16 protein-coding genes are annotated in these 17,797 nt (G+C 61.6%); 15 read left to right on the forward strand and 1 reads right to left on the reverse strand.

Annotated elements, in window-relative coordinates; translation table 11 throughout:
* Positions 1-14: 14 nt before the first annotated feature.
* From HGP16_RS08560 to HGP16_RS08595, 8 genes are all read left to right on the forward strand, one after another.
* A complete protein-coding gene (locus HGP16_RS08560; protein ID WP_168839577.1) occupies positions 15-899 on the forward strand; it encodes a sugar phosphate isomerase/epimerase in 885 nt (294 codons plus the stop codon).
* Between the two features lie 65 nt (positions 900-964).
* A complete protein-coding gene (locus HGP16_RS08565; RefSeq protein WP_168839578.1) occupies positions 965-2,173 on the forward strand; it encodes an ROK family transcriptional regulator in 1,209 nt (402 codons plus the stop codon).
* Between the two features lie 29 nt (positions 2,174-2,202).
* Positions 2,203-3,180 (forward strand): sugar kinase, encoded by a 978-nt coding sequence (locus HGP16_RS08570; protein WP_168839579.1) that lies wholly within the window; start codon positions 2,203-2,205, stop codon positions 3,178-3,180.
* Complete coding sequence (locus tag HGP16_RS08575; protein WP_168839580.1) at positions 3,180-4,451, forward strand: class II D-tagatose-bisphosphate aldolase, non-catalytic subunit; 1,272 nt, start codon at positions 3,180-3,182, stop codon at positions 4,449-4,451. Before HGP16_RS08570 ends, HGP16_RS08575 begins: the two co-directional genes overlap by 1 nt.
* An 18-nt stretch (positions 4,452-4,469) precedes the next feature.
* A complete protein-coding gene (locus tag HGP16_RS08580) occupies positions 4,470-5,195 on the forward strand; it encodes an SDR family oxidoreductase (protein ID WP_168839581.1) in 726 nt (241 codons plus the stop codon).
* A gap of 11 nt (positions 5,196-5,206) precedes the next feature.
* Positions 5,207-5,980, forward strand: a complete 774-nt coding sequence (locus HGP16_RS08585) for an SDR family NAD(P)-dependent oxidoreductase (protein WP_168839582.1) — start codon at positions 5,207-5,209, stop codon at positions 5,978-5,980.
* 505 nt (positions 5,981-6,485) lie between these two features.
* Positions 6,486-7,826, forward strand: coding sequence for a cyclopropane-fatty-acyl-phospholipid synthase family protein (locus HGP16_RS08590; RefSeq protein WP_168839583.1), 1,341 nt, complete (start codon positions 6,486-6,488; stop codon positions 7,824-7,826).
* A gap of 271 nt (positions 7,827-8,097) precedes the next feature.
* Positions 8,098-8,865 carry a L,D-transpeptidase gene (locus tag HGP16_RS08595; RefSeq protein WP_168839584.1) on the forward strand — a complete coding sequence of 256 codons (768 nt, stop codon included), beginning with the start codon at positions 8,098-8,100 and terminating at the stop codon, positions 8,863-8,865.
* A gap of 67 nt (positions 8,866-8,932) precedes the next feature.
* Here the strand turns inward: HGP16_RS08595 and HGP16_RS08600 are convergent, their stop codons facing one another.
* Complete coding sequence (locus tag HGP16_RS08600) at positions 8,933-9,829, reverse strand: sugar phosphate isomerase/epimerase (RefSeq protein WP_168839585.1); 897 nt, start codon at positions 9,827-9,829, stop codon at positions 8,933-8,935.
* Between the two features lie 178 nt (positions 9,830-10,007).
* On the opposite strand from HGP16_RS08600, the gene HGP16_RS08605 reads away from it, so the two are divergent.
* From HGP16_RS08605 to HGP16_RS08635, 7 genes are all read left to right on the forward strand, one after another.
* On the forward strand, positions 10,008-11,078 hold the full coding sequence (locus tag HGP16_RS08605; protein ID WP_312862860.1) for a LacI family DNA-binding transcriptional regulator: 1,071 nt from the start codon (positions 10,008-10,010) through the stop codon (positions 11,076-11,078).
* Entirely contained in the window at positions 11,042-12,049 is a 1,008-nt protein-coding gene (locus HGP16_RS08610; protein ID WP_168839586.1) for a substrate-binding domain-containing protein, read from the forward strand. Before HGP16_RS08605 ends, HGP16_RS08610 begins: the two co-directional genes overlap by 37 nt.
* A 72-nt stretch (positions 12,050-12,121) precedes the next feature.
* Positions 12,122-13,615 carry a sugar ABC transporter ATP-binding protein gene (locus HGP16_RS08615; protein WP_168839587.1) on the forward strand — a complete coding sequence of 498 codons (1,494 nt, stop codon included), beginning with the start codon at positions 12,122-12,124 and terminating at the stop codon, positions 13,613-13,615.
* Complete coding sequence (locus HGP16_RS08620; protein WP_168839588.1) at positions 13,608-14,642, forward strand: ABC transporter permease; 1,035 nt, start codon at positions 13,608-13,610, stop codon at positions 14,640-14,642. Before HGP16_RS08615 ends, HGP16_RS08620 begins: the two co-directional genes overlap by 8 nt.
* Before the next feature lie 169 nt (positions 14,643-14,811).
* Complete coding sequence (locus HGP16_RS08625; RefSeq protein WP_409526824.1) at positions 14,812-15,693, forward strand: ABC transporter permease; 882 nt, start codon at positions 14,812-14,814, stop codon at positions 15,691-15,693.
* Entirely contained in the window at positions 15,690-17,078 is a 1,389-nt protein-coding gene (locus HGP16_RS08630; RefSeq protein ID WP_168839590.1) for an FGGY-family carbohydrate kinase, read from the forward strand. Before HGP16_RS08625 ends, HGP16_RS08630 begins: the two co-directional genes overlap by 4 nt.
* Positions 17,079-17,110: 32 nt before the next feature.
* The gene (locus HGP16_RS08635) at positions 17,111-17,767 is read left to right on the forward strand and encodes a class II aldolase/adducin family protein (RefSeq protein WP_168839661.1); all 657 of its coding nucleotides are present in this window, start codon (positions 17,111-17,113) and stop codon (positions 17,765-17,767) included.
* Positions 17,768-17,797: the final 30 nt, after the last annotated feature.

The raw sequence follows: 17,797 nt of genomic DNA on the forward strand, positions 1-17,797 counted from the left end.
ACGAGGACATGATGATGCGACGCTTGGGAATCCATTCATTTGTATGGACGGGCGGCCAAACCCAGGAAGGGCTTGAGATGGCCCTGCGAAAGACGGCCGAGCACGGTTATGGAACCATCGAGTTCGCCTATCTTCGCCCCGAAAAATTCAACCTGGACCGGCTCGCAAGGCTCGCGCAGTCGCTTGACGTGGAGATCGGCGTGACGATGGGGTTGCCGCTCGACAAGGACGTGTCGAGCGACGATCCCTCGGTCGTTGCGGAGGGCAAGCGGATGCTGGCCGACGCGGTGCGCGCAGTCAGGGACATCGGCGGCAACAAGCTGGGCGGCATCCTTTATTCCGCACACACCAAGTACAATCGCCAGCCAACAAGGAAGGGCTGGGACAACAGTGTCGGCGCCATTGCCGCGACGGCCGAAGTGGCCGGGCAAGCGAAAGTCGATCTCGTCCTCGAAATCGTGAACCGGTTCGAGACCAATCTGTTGAATACGACCGCGCAAGGGCTGAAATTCATCTCCGAGACCGGCTCCGATCATGTTCGCCTGCATCTCGACACCTTCCACATGAACATCGAGGAGGCCAATCCCGCCGCGGCGATCCGCCTGGCCGGCGACAAGATCGGCTACTTCCACATCGGCGAAAGCAATCGAGGCTATCTCGGCGATGGCGTCATCGACTTCGACCTCATTTTCGACGCCCTGCTCGATATCGACTACAAGCGCGACATCGTGTTCGAGAGCTTTTCGACTGCCGTCGTCGACGAGGGATTGTCGCTCGCCTGCGCGATCTGGCGCGATACATGGACCGATAACGATCCTCTTGCCGCCCATGCGAAGCGTTATATCGAGCTCAAATATGACGAGGCCAAGCGCCGGCGTGCCACAAGCGCCCGTCCCTGATAATCCTTCGTGTGACCCGCTCCGGCCGTATAGGTTGGCGCGGGTCGATTTGAAGGGATTGGAATATGAACGACACCGTCTCCATCGGAAGTTCGCCGCGTAGAATTCGCCAGAGCAATCTCGTTGCGGCCCTGCAGGCAATCTACAGCCATCGCGGCATGAGCCGCGCCGATCTGGCGCGAAAGCTCGGCATGAACCGCTCGTCCTCCGGTGAGATCGTCGCCGAGTTGACGGAAGGCGGATTTGTTCATGAGCTGGAGGCAGGCAGCAGGCGCGGCGAGCAATCCCGCGCGGGGCGGCCGGGCATCATGCTGGAGCTCATTCCCGATGCCGCGTTTTTCGTCGGCATCGAGATCGGCGTGGAGCACATATCCGCCGTGGTCATCGATCTTGCCGCAGAAGTCAGGGTTTGCCGCAAGGTTGCCTTCGACACGCTGTCTTCGACGGTCGAGAGGGCTGTCGAACATGGCATAGCATTGATCGTCGGCGACATGACCAAGGAGATGATGGTGCGGTGCAGGGGGCTGGGCATATCGACGCCGGCGCATATCCGGCCCGACGGCTCGGTGAGCCTTGCGCCAATTCTCGGATGGCGGGACGTGCCACTGAGGGGGATCTGCCGGTCTGCATTTCCGGTCGAGGTTCCGATCGCGATAGAGAACGATGCGAATGCCTTTGCCATAGGGGACAGCTATCGCAGCCGCATCGCAGGCGTGACGCTTTTCCTGCTCATGGAGACCGGCGTCGGCGGTGGGATCATCATCGACGGCAAGCTGTTTCGCGGCGGCCACGGCCTGGCCGGCGAAATCGGCCACACTCTCGTGTCCGGAAGCGGCGGGCAGAAATTCGAACAGCTGATCGGGCGCGAAGTGCTGATCAAGCAGTATCGCGAGGCTGTCGGGAGGAACGACGCCGACCTGCAGGACTTTTTGGTCGGCGTTCGCGATCGTGTTCCGGCGGCCGTCAACATTGCGGAGACATGGTCGCGTCATCTGGCATATGCGCTGCTGCAGGCCTGCCGGCTGATAGACCCAGGCAGGATCGTGCTCGGCGGCTCGGTCGCATCTCTCTATCCGATGGTTGCCGCTCGCGTGGCCGTCCATATGTCCGAAGGCCAGAATATTCCCTTTCCCAATCCCGAAATCGTCGTTGACGAAGACGCGGAGTTCGGGTCCGCATTCGGAGCGGCGTGCATGCTGCACCAGCGCTTCCTTTCGCTGGAGAACGAGGAGTTCAGCGGTGACGACGGCATGCTGCAGCGCTCGGCGGTTTGACAACAACAGGTATCGAAAGCAGGACTGCGATGACTTCAGCACTGGCTCCTGACCAGCTCGGCCCGACAATATGCGTCGGGGAAATTCTCGTGGAGATCGTCGCCACGACCGTCGGCGATGGGTTCGTCGAAGCCCAGCCATTGATCGGGCCTTTCGCCAGCGGCGCGCCGGCGATTTTCATTTCCCAATGCGGGCGCCTCGGCGGCAGTGCGGCCATGATCGGCGCTGTCGGCGCCGACGATTTCGGCCGGGTGAATATCGAAAGGCTGAAGCGTGATGGCGTCGACCTTTCGGCAATATCCATCGATCCGGATTACCCGACTGGCAGCGCCTTCGTTCGTTATCGTAAGAACGGCTCCCGCGATTTCGTCTACAACATCGCCAAGTCGGCCGCTGCGCGTTTCGGCTGGAGCGAAGGTGTCGGCGATCTCATCGGCCGCGGCGGCCATCTGCATGTCATGGGCTCGGCGCTGTCGGTTCCGAGCGCACGTGAGGTGATCGACAAGGCTGTCGATATCGTGAAGGCTCGTGGCGGCACGCTCTCGGTCGATCCGAACATCCGCAAGGAACTCAAGCTCGATGAGGACACCGAACGACGTTTTGCCAAGCTCGTCGCTGCCGCCGATCTGCTGCTGCCATCCGGAGAGGAACTGGAGCGGGCGGCTGGTGTTGAAGGCGAGGCGAATGCGATCCGCCGCCTGTTCGACATCGGGGTCAAGGAGATCGTGCTGAAGCGGGGCGCGGATGGGGCGACCTATTTCAACAGCAAGGGCGAGCGCATCGATGCTCCGGCCTTTATCGTCAAGGAAGTCGATCCGACCGGCGCCGGCGATTGCTTCGGCGGCGCCTATCTTACCTGCCGCCGCCTGGGCATGCCGGCAGAAGATGCTCTGACCTATGCGGCTGCTGCCGGCGCCCGCAATGTCACCGTCGTCGGCCCGATGGAAGGTGCCGGCACCCGCGAGGAACTCGATGCGTTCATAGCCGCTACCGCGAGGCGTTCCTGATGCAGATCCATCTCAACGAACTGGCAACGCTGAGAGCCGAAGGCCGGCCGAAGGGCATCACCTCGGTCTGCTCGGCGCACCCGTTGGTGCTCAGAGCCGCGCTCCGGCATGGTCGCCTGCATTCGAGCACGGTGCTGATCGAGGCGACCTGCAACCAGGTCAATCATCTGGGCGGTTATACCGGCATGACGCCGGGCGACTTCGCCGCCCTTGTCCGGCGGATCGCCAAGGAGGAGGGCTGCCTGGAGCAGCTCATCGTTCTGGGTGGGGATCATCTCGGCCCAAATCCATGGCGGGATCGTCCGGCTGAAGACGCCATGGCCGAGGCGGAGAAAATGGTCGCCGCCTATGTCGATGCCGGGTTTCGAAAAATCCACCTGGACGCCTCGATGGGCTGCAAGGGCGAGCCCGCCTCGCTCGACGACGAGACCACGGCTCGTCGCGCGGCACGTCTCGCTGCTGTGGCCGAAGCTTCGGCGCGGAGGAGCGGCGGTGCCATGCCGGTCTATGTGATCGGCACGGAGGTCCCGCCACCCGGCGGTGCCGATCATGCTCTAACGACCATCGAGCCGACGGCGGCCTCGGCTGCCCGCAAGACGATCGACGTCCACCGGCGCGTGTTTGAGCAAGCGGGTTTGCACGAGGGGTTTGGACGTGCCATCGGACTGGTCGTCCAGCCCGGCGTCGAATTTGGCAATCACAATGTCATTGTCTACGACCGTAGCAAGATAGCCGAGCTGAAGTCAGTGCTGACGGATGAACGGCAATTCGTTTTCGAAGCCCACTCGACCGACTACCAGGGTGCGGCGGCGCTGACAGCCCTCGTGGAGGATGGGTTTCCCATCCTGAAAGTTGGTCCCGAACTGACTTTCGTGCTGCGCGAGGCCCTTTACGGGCTGGATCTGATCGCTTCCGATCTCGTGCCCAATTACGGCGAGCGGCCGCTTTACGCTGCCATGGAAGCATTGATGCTGGCTCATCCGAAGAACTGGAGCCAGCACTATCATGGGACCGGAGGTGAAAAGCGCTGGCTGCGGCATTATTCGCTGTCCGACCGCATCCGCTACTACTGGGCTTCGGCGGACGCCCAGTCTGCTGTCGAGAAACTATGTGATGTCCTGCAGGGGCGGACCATACCGCTGCCGCTGTTCTGGCAGCATATGCCGGTCGCGCAACATTTTGCCGATGCGCCGCTGGACCCGCAAGAGGTCCTGATCTGGCGGGTCACCCGCAGCCTTGCGGACTATCACGCCGCTTGCGGGGCAGTTTAACCACCCAAGGAGGAGAAAATGGACGAATTGAAGGGAAAAGTGGCTGCGGTCACCGGGGCAGCATCCGGGATCGGATTGGCTTCCACGGAGGCCATGATCGCGGCGGGGGCGACGGTCGTTCTGGTCGATCGCGACGAAAAGGCGTTGGGATCTGTTTGCGAGCGCCTGGGAGGCCGGGCTATTCCGCTCGCCATCGACCTATTGGATACCGAACAATGCGCCTCGCTGCTGGATGACATCCTCGCGAAGGTCGGCCATCTCGACATCCTGCATGCCAATGCCGGCACCTATATCGGCGGCGACCTGGTGGAGGCCAATCTCGACGCCATCGACCGGATGCTCAACTTGAACGTCAATGTCGTCATCAAGAACGTGCGAACCGTGGCGCCGCATATGATCGAGCGGGGAACCGGCGACATCATCGTCACGAGTTCGGTCGCGGGCCATTCGCCGGTGCCCTGGGAGCCTGTCTATTCGCCGTCGAAATGGGCGATGACATGCTTCGTGCAGACCATGCGGCGTCAGCTTCTGAAGAGCGGAATCCGTGTCGGTTCGGTTTCTCCGGGCCCCGTTATCAGCGCCTTGCTCGCCGATTGGCCGGAAGAAAATCTGCGCAAGGCCAAGGAGGCCGGCGCCCTGATCGAACCCAAGGAAGTGGCCGATGCGATCATGTTCATGCTGACGCGTCCGCGCAACGTCACGATCCGCGACGTCGTGGTCCTGCCGAGCGCTTTCGACATCTGAGGAGCCGAACCATGAGCTACCTGAAAAAATTTTGCCTGGACGGCGAGCGTGCGGTGGTGACCGGCGGTGGCCGTGCGATCGGCCTTTGCTGTGTGGAGGCGCTGGCCGAGGCCGGGGCAGCCGTTGTCGTCATCGAGCGCGGCGAGGCCGACGCCCGAGAGGCGCTCGCCCTGCGGGATAGGGGCTACGACATCGATCTGCGGATCGGCGATGTCACCGATTCCGCGCGGATGGAGGCGATCGCCACGGAGCTTGCCGATGGCGGCCGCGCCGCGACGATCCTGGTGAACAATGCCGGGATCGGCCAAAGCGGCATCCCCTCGCAGGACGTCACGGATGCCGATTGGCTGCGCATGATGGATGTGAATGTCAACGGCGTTTTCTGGTGCTCGCGGTCCTTCGGCCGTCACATGGTCGCGATGAAGCGCGGCGCCATTGTCAATCTCGGCTCGATGTCCGGAACCATCTGCAACCGGCCGCAGCCGCAGACGCCGTATAACGTGTCCAAGGCGGCGGTCCATCATCTCACACGCTCGATGGCGGCCGAATGGGCTGAGCACGGCGTCAGGGTAAACGCCGTCGCGCCGACCTATATCGAGACGCCGATGGTCATGGCGGTCGAGGCCAATCGCGATCGCATTCCGATCTGGCTTGCCGACACGCCGATGGGGCGGATGGGCACGCCTGAGGAAGTCGCCAGCGCGGTCCTCTTCCTCGCATCGGGCGCCGCAAGCCTCATGACGGGTGCCATCGTCAATGTCGATGCCGGCTTTACCTGCTGGTAGGTGTTCCGTTTGATGGAGGAGGAGCGGGCTCTTTACTTCCATCCAGATAGAAGCGGCCGTTGGAACGGCTGGTTTCATCATGCTCCAGTCTCGTCCGCAGACGAGACTGGCGTGTATCATGGGCTTTCAGGGCCGATCCATCCTATTGTTTTTACGCAAGCTCCGACCGGAAAGCCGCCGGGCATTTTTCCCGGAATTGTTTCGTGCGGCGCTTTCCGCTTTCGGGAGGAGCGATGGACTATCCGAGTCCCGCGTGGAGACGAAGCTTCGCGGATGTGAAGCGAAGGTCTCGAATTCGTCATCCTGGCGGATCGAGGCGACGATGACGATACAACCGCATCGGGCATTGCCACAATCAAGTTTACGCAACCTTGATGTCACAAATGATTTGGCTATTCTACCAGATTAGGTAGTACGCTTTGTGCGTCGAAATACCGTCTCGGGTTTCTCGGTCGCCCTCGGGCAGCGGAGCCGCCCGCAAGGAAACGATAAACAGGTAGTTTTCATGTTCCTAGAAGCAGCTCTTTCCAGTTTGATCAAAATCGGAACGCTTACGGTCACTTTTCCCGATGGTTCCACGCGCGATTTCGGTACGGGATCGGAACCGCGCGCAGCGATGAAAATAAAAACCGCCCGCGCAAAGCGCCGTCTTCTCCTCAATCCTGCCCTGGGACTCGGCGAGGCCTATATGGATGGCGACGTCGAGCCGGGCTCGGGCGATTTCTTTCAGATGATGGACTTGCTCGTCCTGAATATGATGGAAGGTGGCACCCACCCTTTCAGCAAGGTCATGGACAAGGTTCGCTGGCTGCGCCGACATCTCGATCAATTGAATTTCGCCGGACGCTCGAAGCGCAACGTTGCCCATCACTACGATCTCGATGCGCGCCTTTATTCGCTGATGCTGGATGAGGACCGGCAGTATTCCTGCGCCTATTTCCCTGTTGGCGATGAGACGCTCGAAGAGGCGCAGCTCAAGAAGAAGCGGCATATCGCATCGAAGCTCATGCTGGATCGTCCAGGCCTCGAGGTTCTGGATATCGGCTGCGGCTGGGGCGGCATGGCGCTTTATCTCGCCAGGGAATTTGGAGCACGGGTAACAGGCCTCACCCTTTCGGAAGAGCAACTGCTGGCCGCGAAAGCGCGGGCGAAGGATGCCGGTCTTGAGCACATGGTGACGTTCGAGCTGCTGGACTACCGCTCCTGGACCCGGCCCGTCGACCGCATCGTCTCCGTCGGCATGTTCGAGCATGTTGGCATCAATCACTATCGGACCTTCTTCGACAAGATCCGCGCGGTGCTCAAGGAAGATGGCGTTGCGCTGATCCACGCGATCGGCCGGGCCGACGGGCCAGGCAGCACGAATCCCTGGATCGCAAAATATATTTTCCCCGGCGGTTATTCGCCGGCGGTCTCCGAAGTCCTGTCCGTGGTCGAGAAATCCGGGCTCTGGACGACCGACATCGAAATCCTGCGTCTCCACTATGCCAAGACCCTCGAGCAATGGAGGGAGCGCTTCATGAGGAACAGGGCCACGCTGGCCAAGCTTTATGACGAACGATTCTGTCGGATGTTCGAATTCTATCTGATCGGATCCGAACTCGCCTTCCGCCGCATGGGTCACATGAACTGGCAATTGCAGCTGACGAAGGATGTCTCTGCTCTGCCGCTGGCACGTGACTACATGGTCGATATCGAGCGGGCGCGGACGGCTATCGCCGAGCAGGGGAAGTCGCAGCCGATCGAAGCCGCAAGCGCGCGGGCGAGACGGGATCTGACAGTGCATGACGAGCGCAAGCCGCGTCAGCAAAATCAATCCGGTACGGAGTCTTCCCGGAACCTTTGAAAACAGCTTTCGCTGTGCCAGCTGGCGTTACCTCGTCGCACGGATTGACGCCAGCCGGCATCGGCAAGCACGAGATCGTCTCCGGCGACGGGCGGCGTGCGTTGGGCCGTTCTCGAAAGTGCGGGGGCGTGTGCTCATCGTGTTGGCGGACTTGCCATCATAGATCGCAATTGGCTATGGGGTTATCGCCGTAGGATGATGAGACATGTTTGCCTTTCAGCTTTCATTGCCTGAAAGGGCGGCACCAATTGCGAGGATTATCAGGAAAGAAATGCGCTCAGCCAAGAACGAAAAGAGCCTCTCACGACGGGCTTTCATACTCGGATCCATCTCCGCGACCGCATCGCTTGCGGGGTGTGCCACGACCGCTCCGGTTCCGACGCCGATTGCCGCTCCGGCTCGCATGCCGCCTGTCGTTCCCGTCGCTTCGCAGGCTGAGAGCGCAATCGCACCTGATCCGGAACTCGAAGCCCGCTATGCCTCTCTGGTCGATGGCGGCCATGTCATTCCGGCCATTCCCTATCGAAAGCTGGATCCGAAATTTTACCGGCAGCGCGTTCCCGATCCGACCGGGGAGCCGGCCGGCACGGTGGTGGTGGATACCGCGTCGAGGTTCCTCTATGTCGTGGAACGCGGCGGCACCGCCATGCGATATGGCGTCGGCATCGGCCGCGACGGCTTTGCATGGGAAGGCGAGGGGATCATCCATTGGCGGCAGCATTGGCCGCGCTGGAAACCGCCGGGCGACATGATCGCGCGCAAGCCGGAACTTGCAAAATATTCGGTGGCCAATGGCGGCATGGATCCGGGTATCAAGAATCCATTGGGTGCCCGTGCGCTCTATATCTTCCAGAACGGCAAGGATACGCTCTACCGTCTGCATGGCTCGCCAGAATGGCGCTCGATCGGCAAGGCATCATCATCAGGCTGCGTTCGCCTGGTCAATCAGGATGTCATAGACCTTTATGAGCGCATTCCCTATCACGCGCGCATTGTGGTTCATCAGTCCCCGCTGCAAAGCAAGGGTGTTTCCGCCTGAATGAGCGGGGAGCCGCTGCAACTGCTTGATGGAATGCCGTTCAAGGGATGTTCAAGCGGGTCGGCCGTTAAGGCAGGCGGCTGCGCTGCTGGCTCTGACGCTGGGCTTCCTGGGCGGCCTTGAGCTGCGCCTTCGTATACATCAGCGCGTGTTCGGCAAGGTCACGGCCATCATCCCAGAGGTTGCGCCAGATGCCGAGAATACCTTCGAGTGGTTGGCCGACGACGCGGGAAGAGAAGGATTCGAAGGTGATAGGCCCCTTGTAGTCGGAGCGGACAAGAGCGCGGAAGACGCCGGTAAGATCGATCGTGCCCGAGCCCATATAGCCGCGATGGGAATCGCCGGTGTGGAAGTAGCCGAGATGATCGCCGGTTTCGAGAATGGCGGCCTGAATGTCGGATTCCTCGATGTTCATGTGATATACGTCCAGATGTACCTTCACGTTCGGCATAGCGATGCGCTTGCACATTTCCACGCCTTGGGCCGCCGTGTTGAGGACATTGGATTCGTAACGGTTGACCACTTCCAGAACGAGCGTGATGTTGCTTTTCGCTGCCGTCTCGGCCACTTGACGCAGAATGTCGGCCGATTGCGCGACGCCCGCGGCGGTCGTCGGTTCGGTATATTTCCCGAAGGCCGAGTGCAGGATGCCGCCGATATATTCGCCGCCGCAATCACGGCAGACGGCAATCGCCTGTTCCAGCTTTTCCTTGCCGCGGCGACCCTTCTCCTTGTCGCCGCTTGAAATGTCGCTGTCGAAATCGAGGCCGAGCGAGAAATTGATGCCGATGCCGTTCTTTTCCAGCTGGCGGCGAGTGAATTCAGGATCGATCAGGCTCGGATCGAGCGCTGGCGCCTCGATGAAATCGTAGCCTACCTCGGCGCTATTTGCGATTGCGCGGGCGCATTCGTCGCGGCTCCAGCCAGCCTCCCAGACCAGCGCGTGAACTCCCAGCTTGTTCATGATCGTCCTCCCGGTTTCGTGGATGCAAAAGGAAATGCTGCAATGCAAAAGACATGAATCGTTTTATACTTGAATTCACTCGCATTGACACAGTGTCTATACAGGCATAGCTTACAATAAAACGTTTCACCAGAATTTTCGTGACATCAATCGGAGATTGTTAGTGGAGGAGGGAAAAGTGTCGAAATCGCGAACTCCCTCCATCAAGATGGTGGCCGACAGGGCGGGCGTATCGGTAGCGACCGTTTCGAATGTTCTGAACGGCAAGCCGACGGTCTCCCCCGATTTTGCCAGGCGCGTGAACGATGCCGTGCGCGAACTCGGTTATGTTGTCGATCTCGGTGCGTCGCGGTTGCGCTCGCGCAAGACGCAGCTTGTCGGCGTGGTGGTGCCTGATCTTACCAATCCGATGTTTGCCTCTTTCGTCTCCACGCTGGAGCATCTGGCGCGCCTCGATGACTATGATCTGGTCGTCGTGTCTGCGCGCAACAATGCCGAGGAAGAGGCCGATCGCCTGCGCAAGATTCGCGCCTGGCGCCCGGCCGGCTTGATCGTCATTCCCTGCGATGGCGCCTTTGCCGAGCGGCTGCCGAACGGCTTTTTCGCTCCGGTCGTCCTTGCCGACCGCATACCGGATGCGGCGGGGTTCGATCTCATCGCGGTCGACAATGGTCCGGCCGCCGGTGCGATCGCCGCCCATCTCGATGAGCAGGGTTATCGTGATTGCATGGTTGTCGGCAGCAGCCTTTCGATCAGCAATGTGCGCGAACGCTGGGAGGGTGTACAGGCGGCAGTCAGGCGCATGCATGTCGAGATGCTGGAGATCGGCATCGATGATGCCAATGGCGCGCAGCGTCTCGAAGAGCGGCTTCGCCGACGCCCGCTGCCGGGCGCGCTGTTTTCACTCGATCATGGCACGACGCTCCTGACCTATCGCGCCATGGCGGAGATCGGGCTTTCCGTGCCCGGTGACCTCGCCTTTGCGAGCTTCGACGATATGGAATGGATGCAGCTGGTCGCGCCCGGCATCACGGCCGTGCGCCAGCCCATCGAGGAAATGGCCGAACAGGCCTGGGCGCTGCTCTTGCGGCGCATGACCGGCTCTGCCGGAAAACCGGTTACACGGCGCCTGCGCTGCGCCGTCGAGATCCGCGGTTCGACGCCGCGGAGCCCGCTTGAGGAGGCGGGTAATATGAAACTGGGAGGAGAAAAATGGAAATTACAAGACGAACCATACTCACCGGAATAGGCGGCGCCGTCGTCGCCGGTACGCTTGGCGCAACGATCGGAGTTGCCCAGGCAGCCGAGCCGCAGGTTGGCGTCGTGGTCAAGATCGGCGGCATTCCCTGGTTCAACGCTATGGAAGTCGGCATCAAGAAGGCTGCACCGGAATTCAAGGCGAATGCCTGGATGGTCGGGCCGACGCAGGCGGATGCCGCGCAGCAGGTGCGTGCCATCGAGGATCTGATCGCGCGCAAGGTCGCCGTCATCGGTATCGTGCCGAACGATTCCGCCGCGCTCGATCCCGTTCTCGGCCGTGCGCGGGCTGCCGGCATCAAGGTGCTGGCTCATGAAGGCCCGAGCCAGAAGGAGGCGGATTGGGACTTCGAGTTGACGACCATCGAAGGCTATGGCCAGGCACATATGGACCTGCTCGCCAAGCAGATGGGCGAGCAAGGCAAGTATATCGTCTATGTCGGTTCGCTGACGGTTCCGCTGCACAATGCCTGGGCCGACGCGGCGATTGCCTATCAGAAGCAGAAATATCCGAAGATGGAGATGCTCGGCGACCGCTTCGGCGTGGCCGAGAGCCTGGATGAAAGCATCAAGACCACGCAGGATCAGCTGCGCGCACATCCGGATCTCAAGGGTATCCTGACATTCGGCTCGCAGGGTCCGATCGGTGCGGCGCGCGTTCTCGACGATCGCGAAAAAGCCAAGTCGATCGCGCTGGTCGGCGGCTTCTCGCCGGGGCAGGGCGTCAAATACGTGAAGTCCGGCACGATCCGTGGCGGCTTCATCTGGAACCCGATGACGGCAGGCGAGATCTTCGTCCAGCTCGCCTCCCTGCTGGCCGCCGGCAAGGAGCCGACCGACAATATGGAGTTGACCGGCGTCGGCAAGGTTCGCGTCTATCCGGACAAGAAGCTCATTCAGGCCCAGAAGCTGGAGTCGCTCGATAAGGAAAATATCGATCGGCTCGTAGCGCTCGGTCTCTAGGCGTTCCTCCCGAGGGCCGGCGGTTGGCGTAGGTGCCGCCGCCGGCCGATCCATCACAATCGGAGCGGATCGATGAGCGATGATATTCCGTTTCTGCGTTTGACCGGACTGTCCAAGCGGTTCGGCGGCGTGCGCGCATTGGAGGAGGTCGACTGGGACGTTCGGCCCGGCGAGATCCATTGCCTCGTCGGTGAAAACGGCTGCGGCAAGTCGACGCTCATCAAAACCGTGGCCGGCGTGCACCCGCCCACGGCGGGTATGATTGAAATCGAGGGCAGGCCGGTTCTTCCGCTCGATCCAGCCGGTGCCAAGGCTTTGGGAATCCAGGTGATCTTTCAGGATCTTTCCTTGTTCCCCAACCTGTCCGTTGTCGAAAACATCGCCGTCGAGAGCCATCTCGACCGGCTCGTAAAGTCCGTCAACTGGAAGCAGATGCGCGAGAAGGCCAGCGCCGTGCTGGCAAGGCTCGGCTTTGCGCTCGACCTCGATCTCGCGGTGTCCGATCTCTCTGTGGCCGAGCGCCAGATCGTTGCCATCGCGCGCGGCCTTGCCGCCGAGGCGCGGCTGATCTTCATGGACGAGCCGACGGCGTCGCTGACGCGAACGGAGGTCGACCGTCTATTGGGGATCGTCGGACGACTCAAGGCGGACGGCATTGCTGTCGTCTTCGTCTCCCACCGGCTCGACGAAGTTGTCGAGATTGCCGAACGCGTCACCGTGATGCGCGACGGCCGCAAGGTCGGCACCTGGCCTGCCGATCAGATGAGCGAGAAGAAGATCGCGCATCTGATGACCGGGCTCGACATCGATCATGCGATCGTCGCCCGCGATATGGGCATGGCTGCGCCCGTTCTCGAGGTCAGCGGCCTGTCGCGGCGTGGCGAGTTCGCCGACATCGATTTCACTCTTCGCCGGGGCGAGGTGCTGGGTATCTCCGGTTTGCTCGGATCGGGCCGCACCGAACTGGCCCTGACGCTGTTCGGCATGCATCGCGCCGAGCGTGGCAGCATCCGCCTCGAGGGGCGACAGCTTGGGCTTCGTTCCAATCGTGACGCGGTGCGCGCGGGCATTGCCTATGTCTCCGAGGATCGTCTGAGCCTCGGCGTCATCCTGCAGCAGTCGATCGGCGACAACATCATGCTCGCGGTCATGAGAGGCATGGCCAACCGGCTGGGGCTTATTCCCGACAAGACGCGCAAGCAGCTTGCCGAAGATTGGGTAAAGCGGCTGGCCATCAAGGTGCCCTCGGCCGATCGTGCCGTGCAGACGCTGTCGGGCGGCAATCAGCAGCGGGTCGTTTTGGCGAAATGGCTCGCCACGCGGCCGAAGGTTCTGATCCTCGATTCCCCGACCGTCGGCGTCGACATCAAGAACAAGCAGGGCATCTACGACGTGGTGGCTGATCTCGCCCGCCACGGCGTCGCCATCATCCTCATCTCCGACGAAGTGTCGGAACTGTTTGCCACCTGCGACCGCATCCTGCACATGCGCGCCGGCCGCATCGTCGGCGCAGCGGTGCCGGGAAACGTCAGCGAGGCCGATATGAAGGAGCGCATCTATGCATGAGCAGAGCCAGACGGCCGGATCATCCTTCGCCGCGCAATTGAAGCGCCGCCCCGAAACGTGGCTGCTGGCCGTCATCGCATTGGTGGTGCTTGTTTTCTCGCTGACGGCGCGAGACTTCCTGACGCTCGCCAATATCATCGACCTGCTCGAAACCTATTCGGTGCAGGCGATCATGGCGATGGGGCTTTTCGTCGTGCTGGTTTCGGGCGGTATCGACATCTCCTTTGCGGCAACTGCTTCCGTAGCGCAATATTGCGCGGCATTGCTGGCAACGCAGTTCGGATTTTCCGCACCCGCCGTCATCGTCTGCGGTCTGGCGATCGGCGTCGGCCTCGGCTGCCTCAATGCGCTGCTAGTCCACTATGTGCGCATCACGTCGATCATCGCCACGATCGCCATGATGAGCGTCAGCTTCTCGTTGCTCATGTATTTCTCGGGTGGCAAATCGATCTACACCCTGCCGGACTGGTGGACGAACCGCATCGTGTTCTGGCGCATGGAGACGGCATCGGGCGATATCGTCCGCGTGACGCTGCCGATCGTCGCCATGGTTGTCGTGACACTGTTCACGTGGGCGTGGATGACGCGGTCTTCCGTCGGGCGTCAGCTCTATGCCATGGGCGGCAATGGTGAGGCCGCGCGGCGCATCGGCATGAATATCGGCCGCCTGCAATTTGTCGCCTATGGCTATCTCGGATTGCTGGCGGCGATCGCTGGTCTGCTGCAGGCGCACCGGGTCGGCGAAAGCGTGCCCAACGCCATGTACAATACCGAACTTGCCGTTTTGTCCGCCGCAGTGCTCGGCGGCGCCAGCCTGACGGGCGGCATCGGCACCGTGCCTGGCGTGCTGCTTGGCATTGTGCTTCTGGCCGTCCTGCAGAACGGGCTCAACCTGCTCGGCGTCTCCTCCTATTTCTTCCAGATCGTCATCGGCATTACCATTCTGGTCTCGACCTCGATCACCGTGATCAGCTCGCGTCCGGGCCGCCGCCACCGAATCATCGCCGGAGCGTCGTCCAATGGCTGAGAACCCACTTCTCTATAACCTCAACAGCAGCCTGGCGGACCTGGTGGCGCGCGTGCGGACGGGCGTTCCCGGTGCGCATACGAGTCTGATCGTTCTGCTTGTCCTGCTGATTTTCGGCTTCTCGCTCTTCATTCCGAATTTCGCTTCGCTCGGCACGCTGCAGTCCTTCATGTACCAGCTGCCGCTGCTCGGACTCCTGTCCCTGGCGATGATGGCGCCGCTGATAACAGGCGGCCTCAATCTGGCGATCATCGCGACGACGAACCAATGCGCGCTGTTGATGGCCTTCACCATGCAGAGCCTGATCACGCCTGACAGCGGCATCGGGACGGCAACCGCGGTGATCGTTCTGGCGCTTGCCGCCGGTCTCGCATTGTGCCTGCTCATCGGCCTCGCGACCGGTCTGCTGGTCGCCTATACCGGCGTCCATCCGATCCTGATCACGCTCGGCACGAAATCGCTGATCGACGGGATCAGCATCTATCTCACGCGCGGCATGGCGCTCTCAGGCATACCGGACGGCTTCAGCCGCATCGGCACGACGACTATCGTCGGCGTGCCGCTGATATTCCTGCTGCTGATCGTCGTGGCCATTGTCGTCAGTCTCATTTTGCGACGTACCGCTTTCGGCGTCGCCTGCGCCATGATCGGCTCCAACATCGAGGCCGCGCGCTATTCGGCGATCGACACGCGCCGGGTGCTGGTCGGCGTCTACGTCATGTCGAGCCTGATCTGCTTTTTTGCCGCCTTGGTCATGCTGGCGACGTTCAATTCGGCAAGTGCGGATTATGCGCAATCCTATCTGCTGGTAACGATCCTTGCGGCGGTGCTTGGCGGCGTCGACCCGTTCGGCGGCTTTGGTACGGCCGGCGGCCTGATGCTGGCGCTTGCGATCCTGCAGGTCATCTCCTCGGGCTTCAACCAGTTCGGCCTCAGCAACTATCTGACGGTCGCGATATGGGGCGGCATTCTCATCTTCGTCGCCCTGGTTCAGACGGCGAGGCCCTATCTCATGGGACTGCTGCCAACACGTTTTCTCGGTCCGAAATGAGCATCGTCGCGGTTTTCGACATAGGCAAGACGAATGTGAAGCTGTCGGCGGCAACCGATGACGGTCATGTGCTGGAAACGCTATCGACGCCAAACAGGGTCAAGGAGGCGCCGCCCTATCGCCATCACGACCTTGACGAGCTGGAAAGCTGGCTCATCGATAACCTGGCAGCATTGGGCAAACGGCATGACATAGGCGCGATCGTCACCTGCGCGCATGGTTCCGGGGGCGTGCTGGTCGATAGGCAGGGCGCGGCAATGCCGATGATCGACTACGAGCAGCCCATTCCCGCCGATGTCGACGCCTGCTACAGGGCGATCGTCGGTCCCTATCGCGAAAGGGCAAGCGCCATCATGTTGGGCGCGGCGCATCTCGCGCGGCAAATGCTCTGGCAGGAAATGCACTGGCCAGAGACATTCGCTGCTGCGAGCGCCTATCTCGCTACCCCGCAATATTGGGCTTTCCGCCTCTCCGGGGTCTTGGCAAGCGAGGTTACGAGCCTGGCGGCCCAGTCGCATCTTTGGGCCTCGGCCGACGGGCGGCCGGCCGCGCTCGTTGCAAGCCGCGGCTGGCAGCGCCTGATGCCGCCAATGCGGCGGGCCTGGGAGACACTGGGGGGCCTGAAGCCGGAGCTTGCCAGGCGCTGCGGCCTGAAGGCAACGACGCGCATCCTGTGCGGCGTGCACGACTCCTCGGCAAACGTCTACCGTTACCAGGCCGCCGATCTCTCCGATTTTACGGTCATTTCGACGGGCACGTGGATCGTCGCGCTCACGGATCGCCTCGGCGTTGATTTCGATATCGAGCTGCCCGGTCATTCCTGCAATGCCGATGTGTTCGGCAATCCGATGCCCGGCATGCTGACCATGGGTGGGCGTGAATTTTCCGCCGTTGCCGCAAAGGCCTCAGGCCCGGCCTCGATGCAGGCTCTGCGGCGGATCGTCGCCTCAGGCACCTTTGCGCTGCCGACCTTCGGCTCGGACGATGGGCTCTTTCCCGGCACGGCGCACCATGGCCGACTGGTGGGCGCGCTTGCCGACGATGGGGACGTCCGTTTCACGCTCGCCATGCTCTATTCGGCGCTGCTGACGGCGGCTTGCATCGGGGATCTGCCTGCAGCGGGAACGGTGGTGCTCGACGGGAGTTTTGTCGTCGATCCCCTCTATGGCGCCGCTGTTGCCGCCCTCCTGCCCGACCGGCGGGTGCTTGTGAGCCGCAGCACGACCGGCACGGCCACGGGCGCCGCCATGCTCGCCGCCCATGAAAAGCGCATTTCGCCGGCGCCGTTGGCCGCAGAGGCGCCGGATATTGCCGGCTTTCCCGACCTTTCATCCTATCAGCGCCGCTGGCAGACGCTGATCAAGACCATGGAGCAAATATCGTGACGACTTACGACGACAACGCCCAGCGCGAGGAAATGGTAGAAATCTGCCGCCGGATGAACGCGTCCGGCATCAATCAGGGAACGGCGGGCAACATGTCTGTGCGCAATCCCAAGGGCTTCCTGATCACGCCCACATCTCTTCCCTATGACGCGATGCAGCCACGGGACCTGGTGCAGATGTATTTTGACGGCAGTTACGAGGGTGAGCGCCGGCCGTCGTCGGAATGGCGCTTTCATCGCGATATCCTTGCCTCCCGCCAGGACATCGAGTGCGTTCTCCATTGCCATTCGGTCTACGCGACCACGCTTGCCGTGCACCACAAGACCATCCCGAGCTTCCACTATATGACTGGCGTCGCGGGAGGCACGACGATCCGCTGCGCGCGCTATGCCACCTTCGGCACGCAGGCCCTTTCGGACGCGGCCATCGAGGCGCTGCAGGACAGGCTCGCCTGCCTGCTTGGTCAGCATGGTCAGATCTCGCTCGGCAAGACGCCGGCGGCCGCGCTTGCCCTTGCCATCGAAGTCGAAACCCTGTCGCGTCTTTATGTTCAGGCACTGACGCTCGGCGAGCCTCCCATTCTCGATGACGAGGAGATGGCGCGCGTCATCCAGCAGATGAAGAATATGAGTTATGGGATGGCGCCGGATCTGGGCGGCGTCAACGATACGGCAAAGCGCCGTCAATAGGCCCAAAGATCGAGGTCTCCTTGATACGAC

The sequence above is a fragment of the Rhizobium sp. P40RR-XXII genome (genome assembly GCF_012641405.1).
Classification (GTDB): Bacteria; Pseudomonadota; Alphaproteobacteria; order Rhizobiales; family Rhizobiaceae; genus Rhizobium.

What these genes read in the sequence shown, in the direction of transcription:
- HGP16_RS08560 (WP_168839577.1), top strand. Translation starts at nt 15, where the DNA reads ATGCGACGCTTGGGAATCCATTCATTTGTATGGACGGGCGGCCAAACC.
- HGP16_RS08565 (WP_168839578.1), top strand. Translation starts at nt 965, where the DNA reads ATGAACGACACCGTCTCCATCGGAAGTTCGCCGCGTAGAATTCGCCAG.
- HGP16_RS08570 (WP_168839579.1), top strand. Translation starts at nt 2,203, where the DNA reads ATGACTTCAGCACTGGCTCCTGACCAGCTCGGCCCGACAATATGCGTC.
- HGP16_RS08575 (WP_168839580.1), top strand. Translation starts at nt 3,180, where the DNA reads ATGCAGATCCATCTCAACGAACTGGCAACGCTGAGAGCCGAAGGCCGG.
- HGP16_RS08580 (WP_168839581.1), top strand. Translation starts at nt 4,470, where the DNA reads ATGGACGAATTGAAGGGAAAAGTGGCTGCGGTCACCGGGGCAGCATCC.
- HGP16_RS08585 (WP_168839582.1), top strand. Translation starts at nt 5,207, where the DNA reads ATGAGCTACCTGAAAAAATTTTGCCTGGACGGCGAGCGTGCGGTGGTG.
- HGP16_RS08590 (WP_168839583.1), top strand. Translation starts at nt 6,486, where the DNA reads ATGTTCCTAGAAGCAGCTCTTTCCAGTTTGATCAAAATCGGAACGCTT.
- HGP16_RS08595 (WP_168839584.1), top strand. Translation starts at nt 8,098, where the DNA reads ATGCGCTCAGCCAAGAACGAAAAGAGCCTCTCACGACGGGCTTTCATA.
- HGP16_RS08600 (WP_168839585.1), bottom strand. Translation starts at nt 9,829, where the DNA reads ATGAACAAGCTGGGAGTTCACGCGCTGGTCTGGGAGGCTGGCTGGAGC.
- HGP16_RS08610 (WP_168839586.1), top strand. Translation starts at nt 11,042, where the DNA reads ATGGAAATTACAAGACGAACCATACTCACCGGAATAGGCGGCGCCGTC.
- HGP16_RS08615 (WP_168839587.1), top strand. Translation starts at nt 12,122, where the DNA reads ATGAGCGATGATATTCCGTTTCTGCGTTTGACCGGACTGTCCAAGCGG.
- HGP16_RS08620 (WP_168839588.1), top strand. Translation starts at nt 13,608, where the DNA reads ATGCATGAGCAGAGCCAGACGGCCGGATCATCCTTCGCCGCGCAATTG.
- HGP16_RS08625 (WP_409526824.1), top strand. Translation starts at nt 14,812, where the DNA reads ATGTACCAGCTGCCGCTGCTCGGACTCCTGTCCCTGGCGATGATGGCG.
- HGP16_RS08630 (WP_168839590.1), top strand. Translation starts at nt 15,690, where the DNA reads ATGAGCATCGTCGCGGTTTTCGACATAGGCAAGACGAATGTGAAGCTG.
- HGP16_RS08635 (WP_168839661.1), top strand. Translation starts at nt 17,111, where the DNA reads ATGGTAGAAATCTGCCGCCGGATGAACGCGTCCGGCATCAATCAGGGA.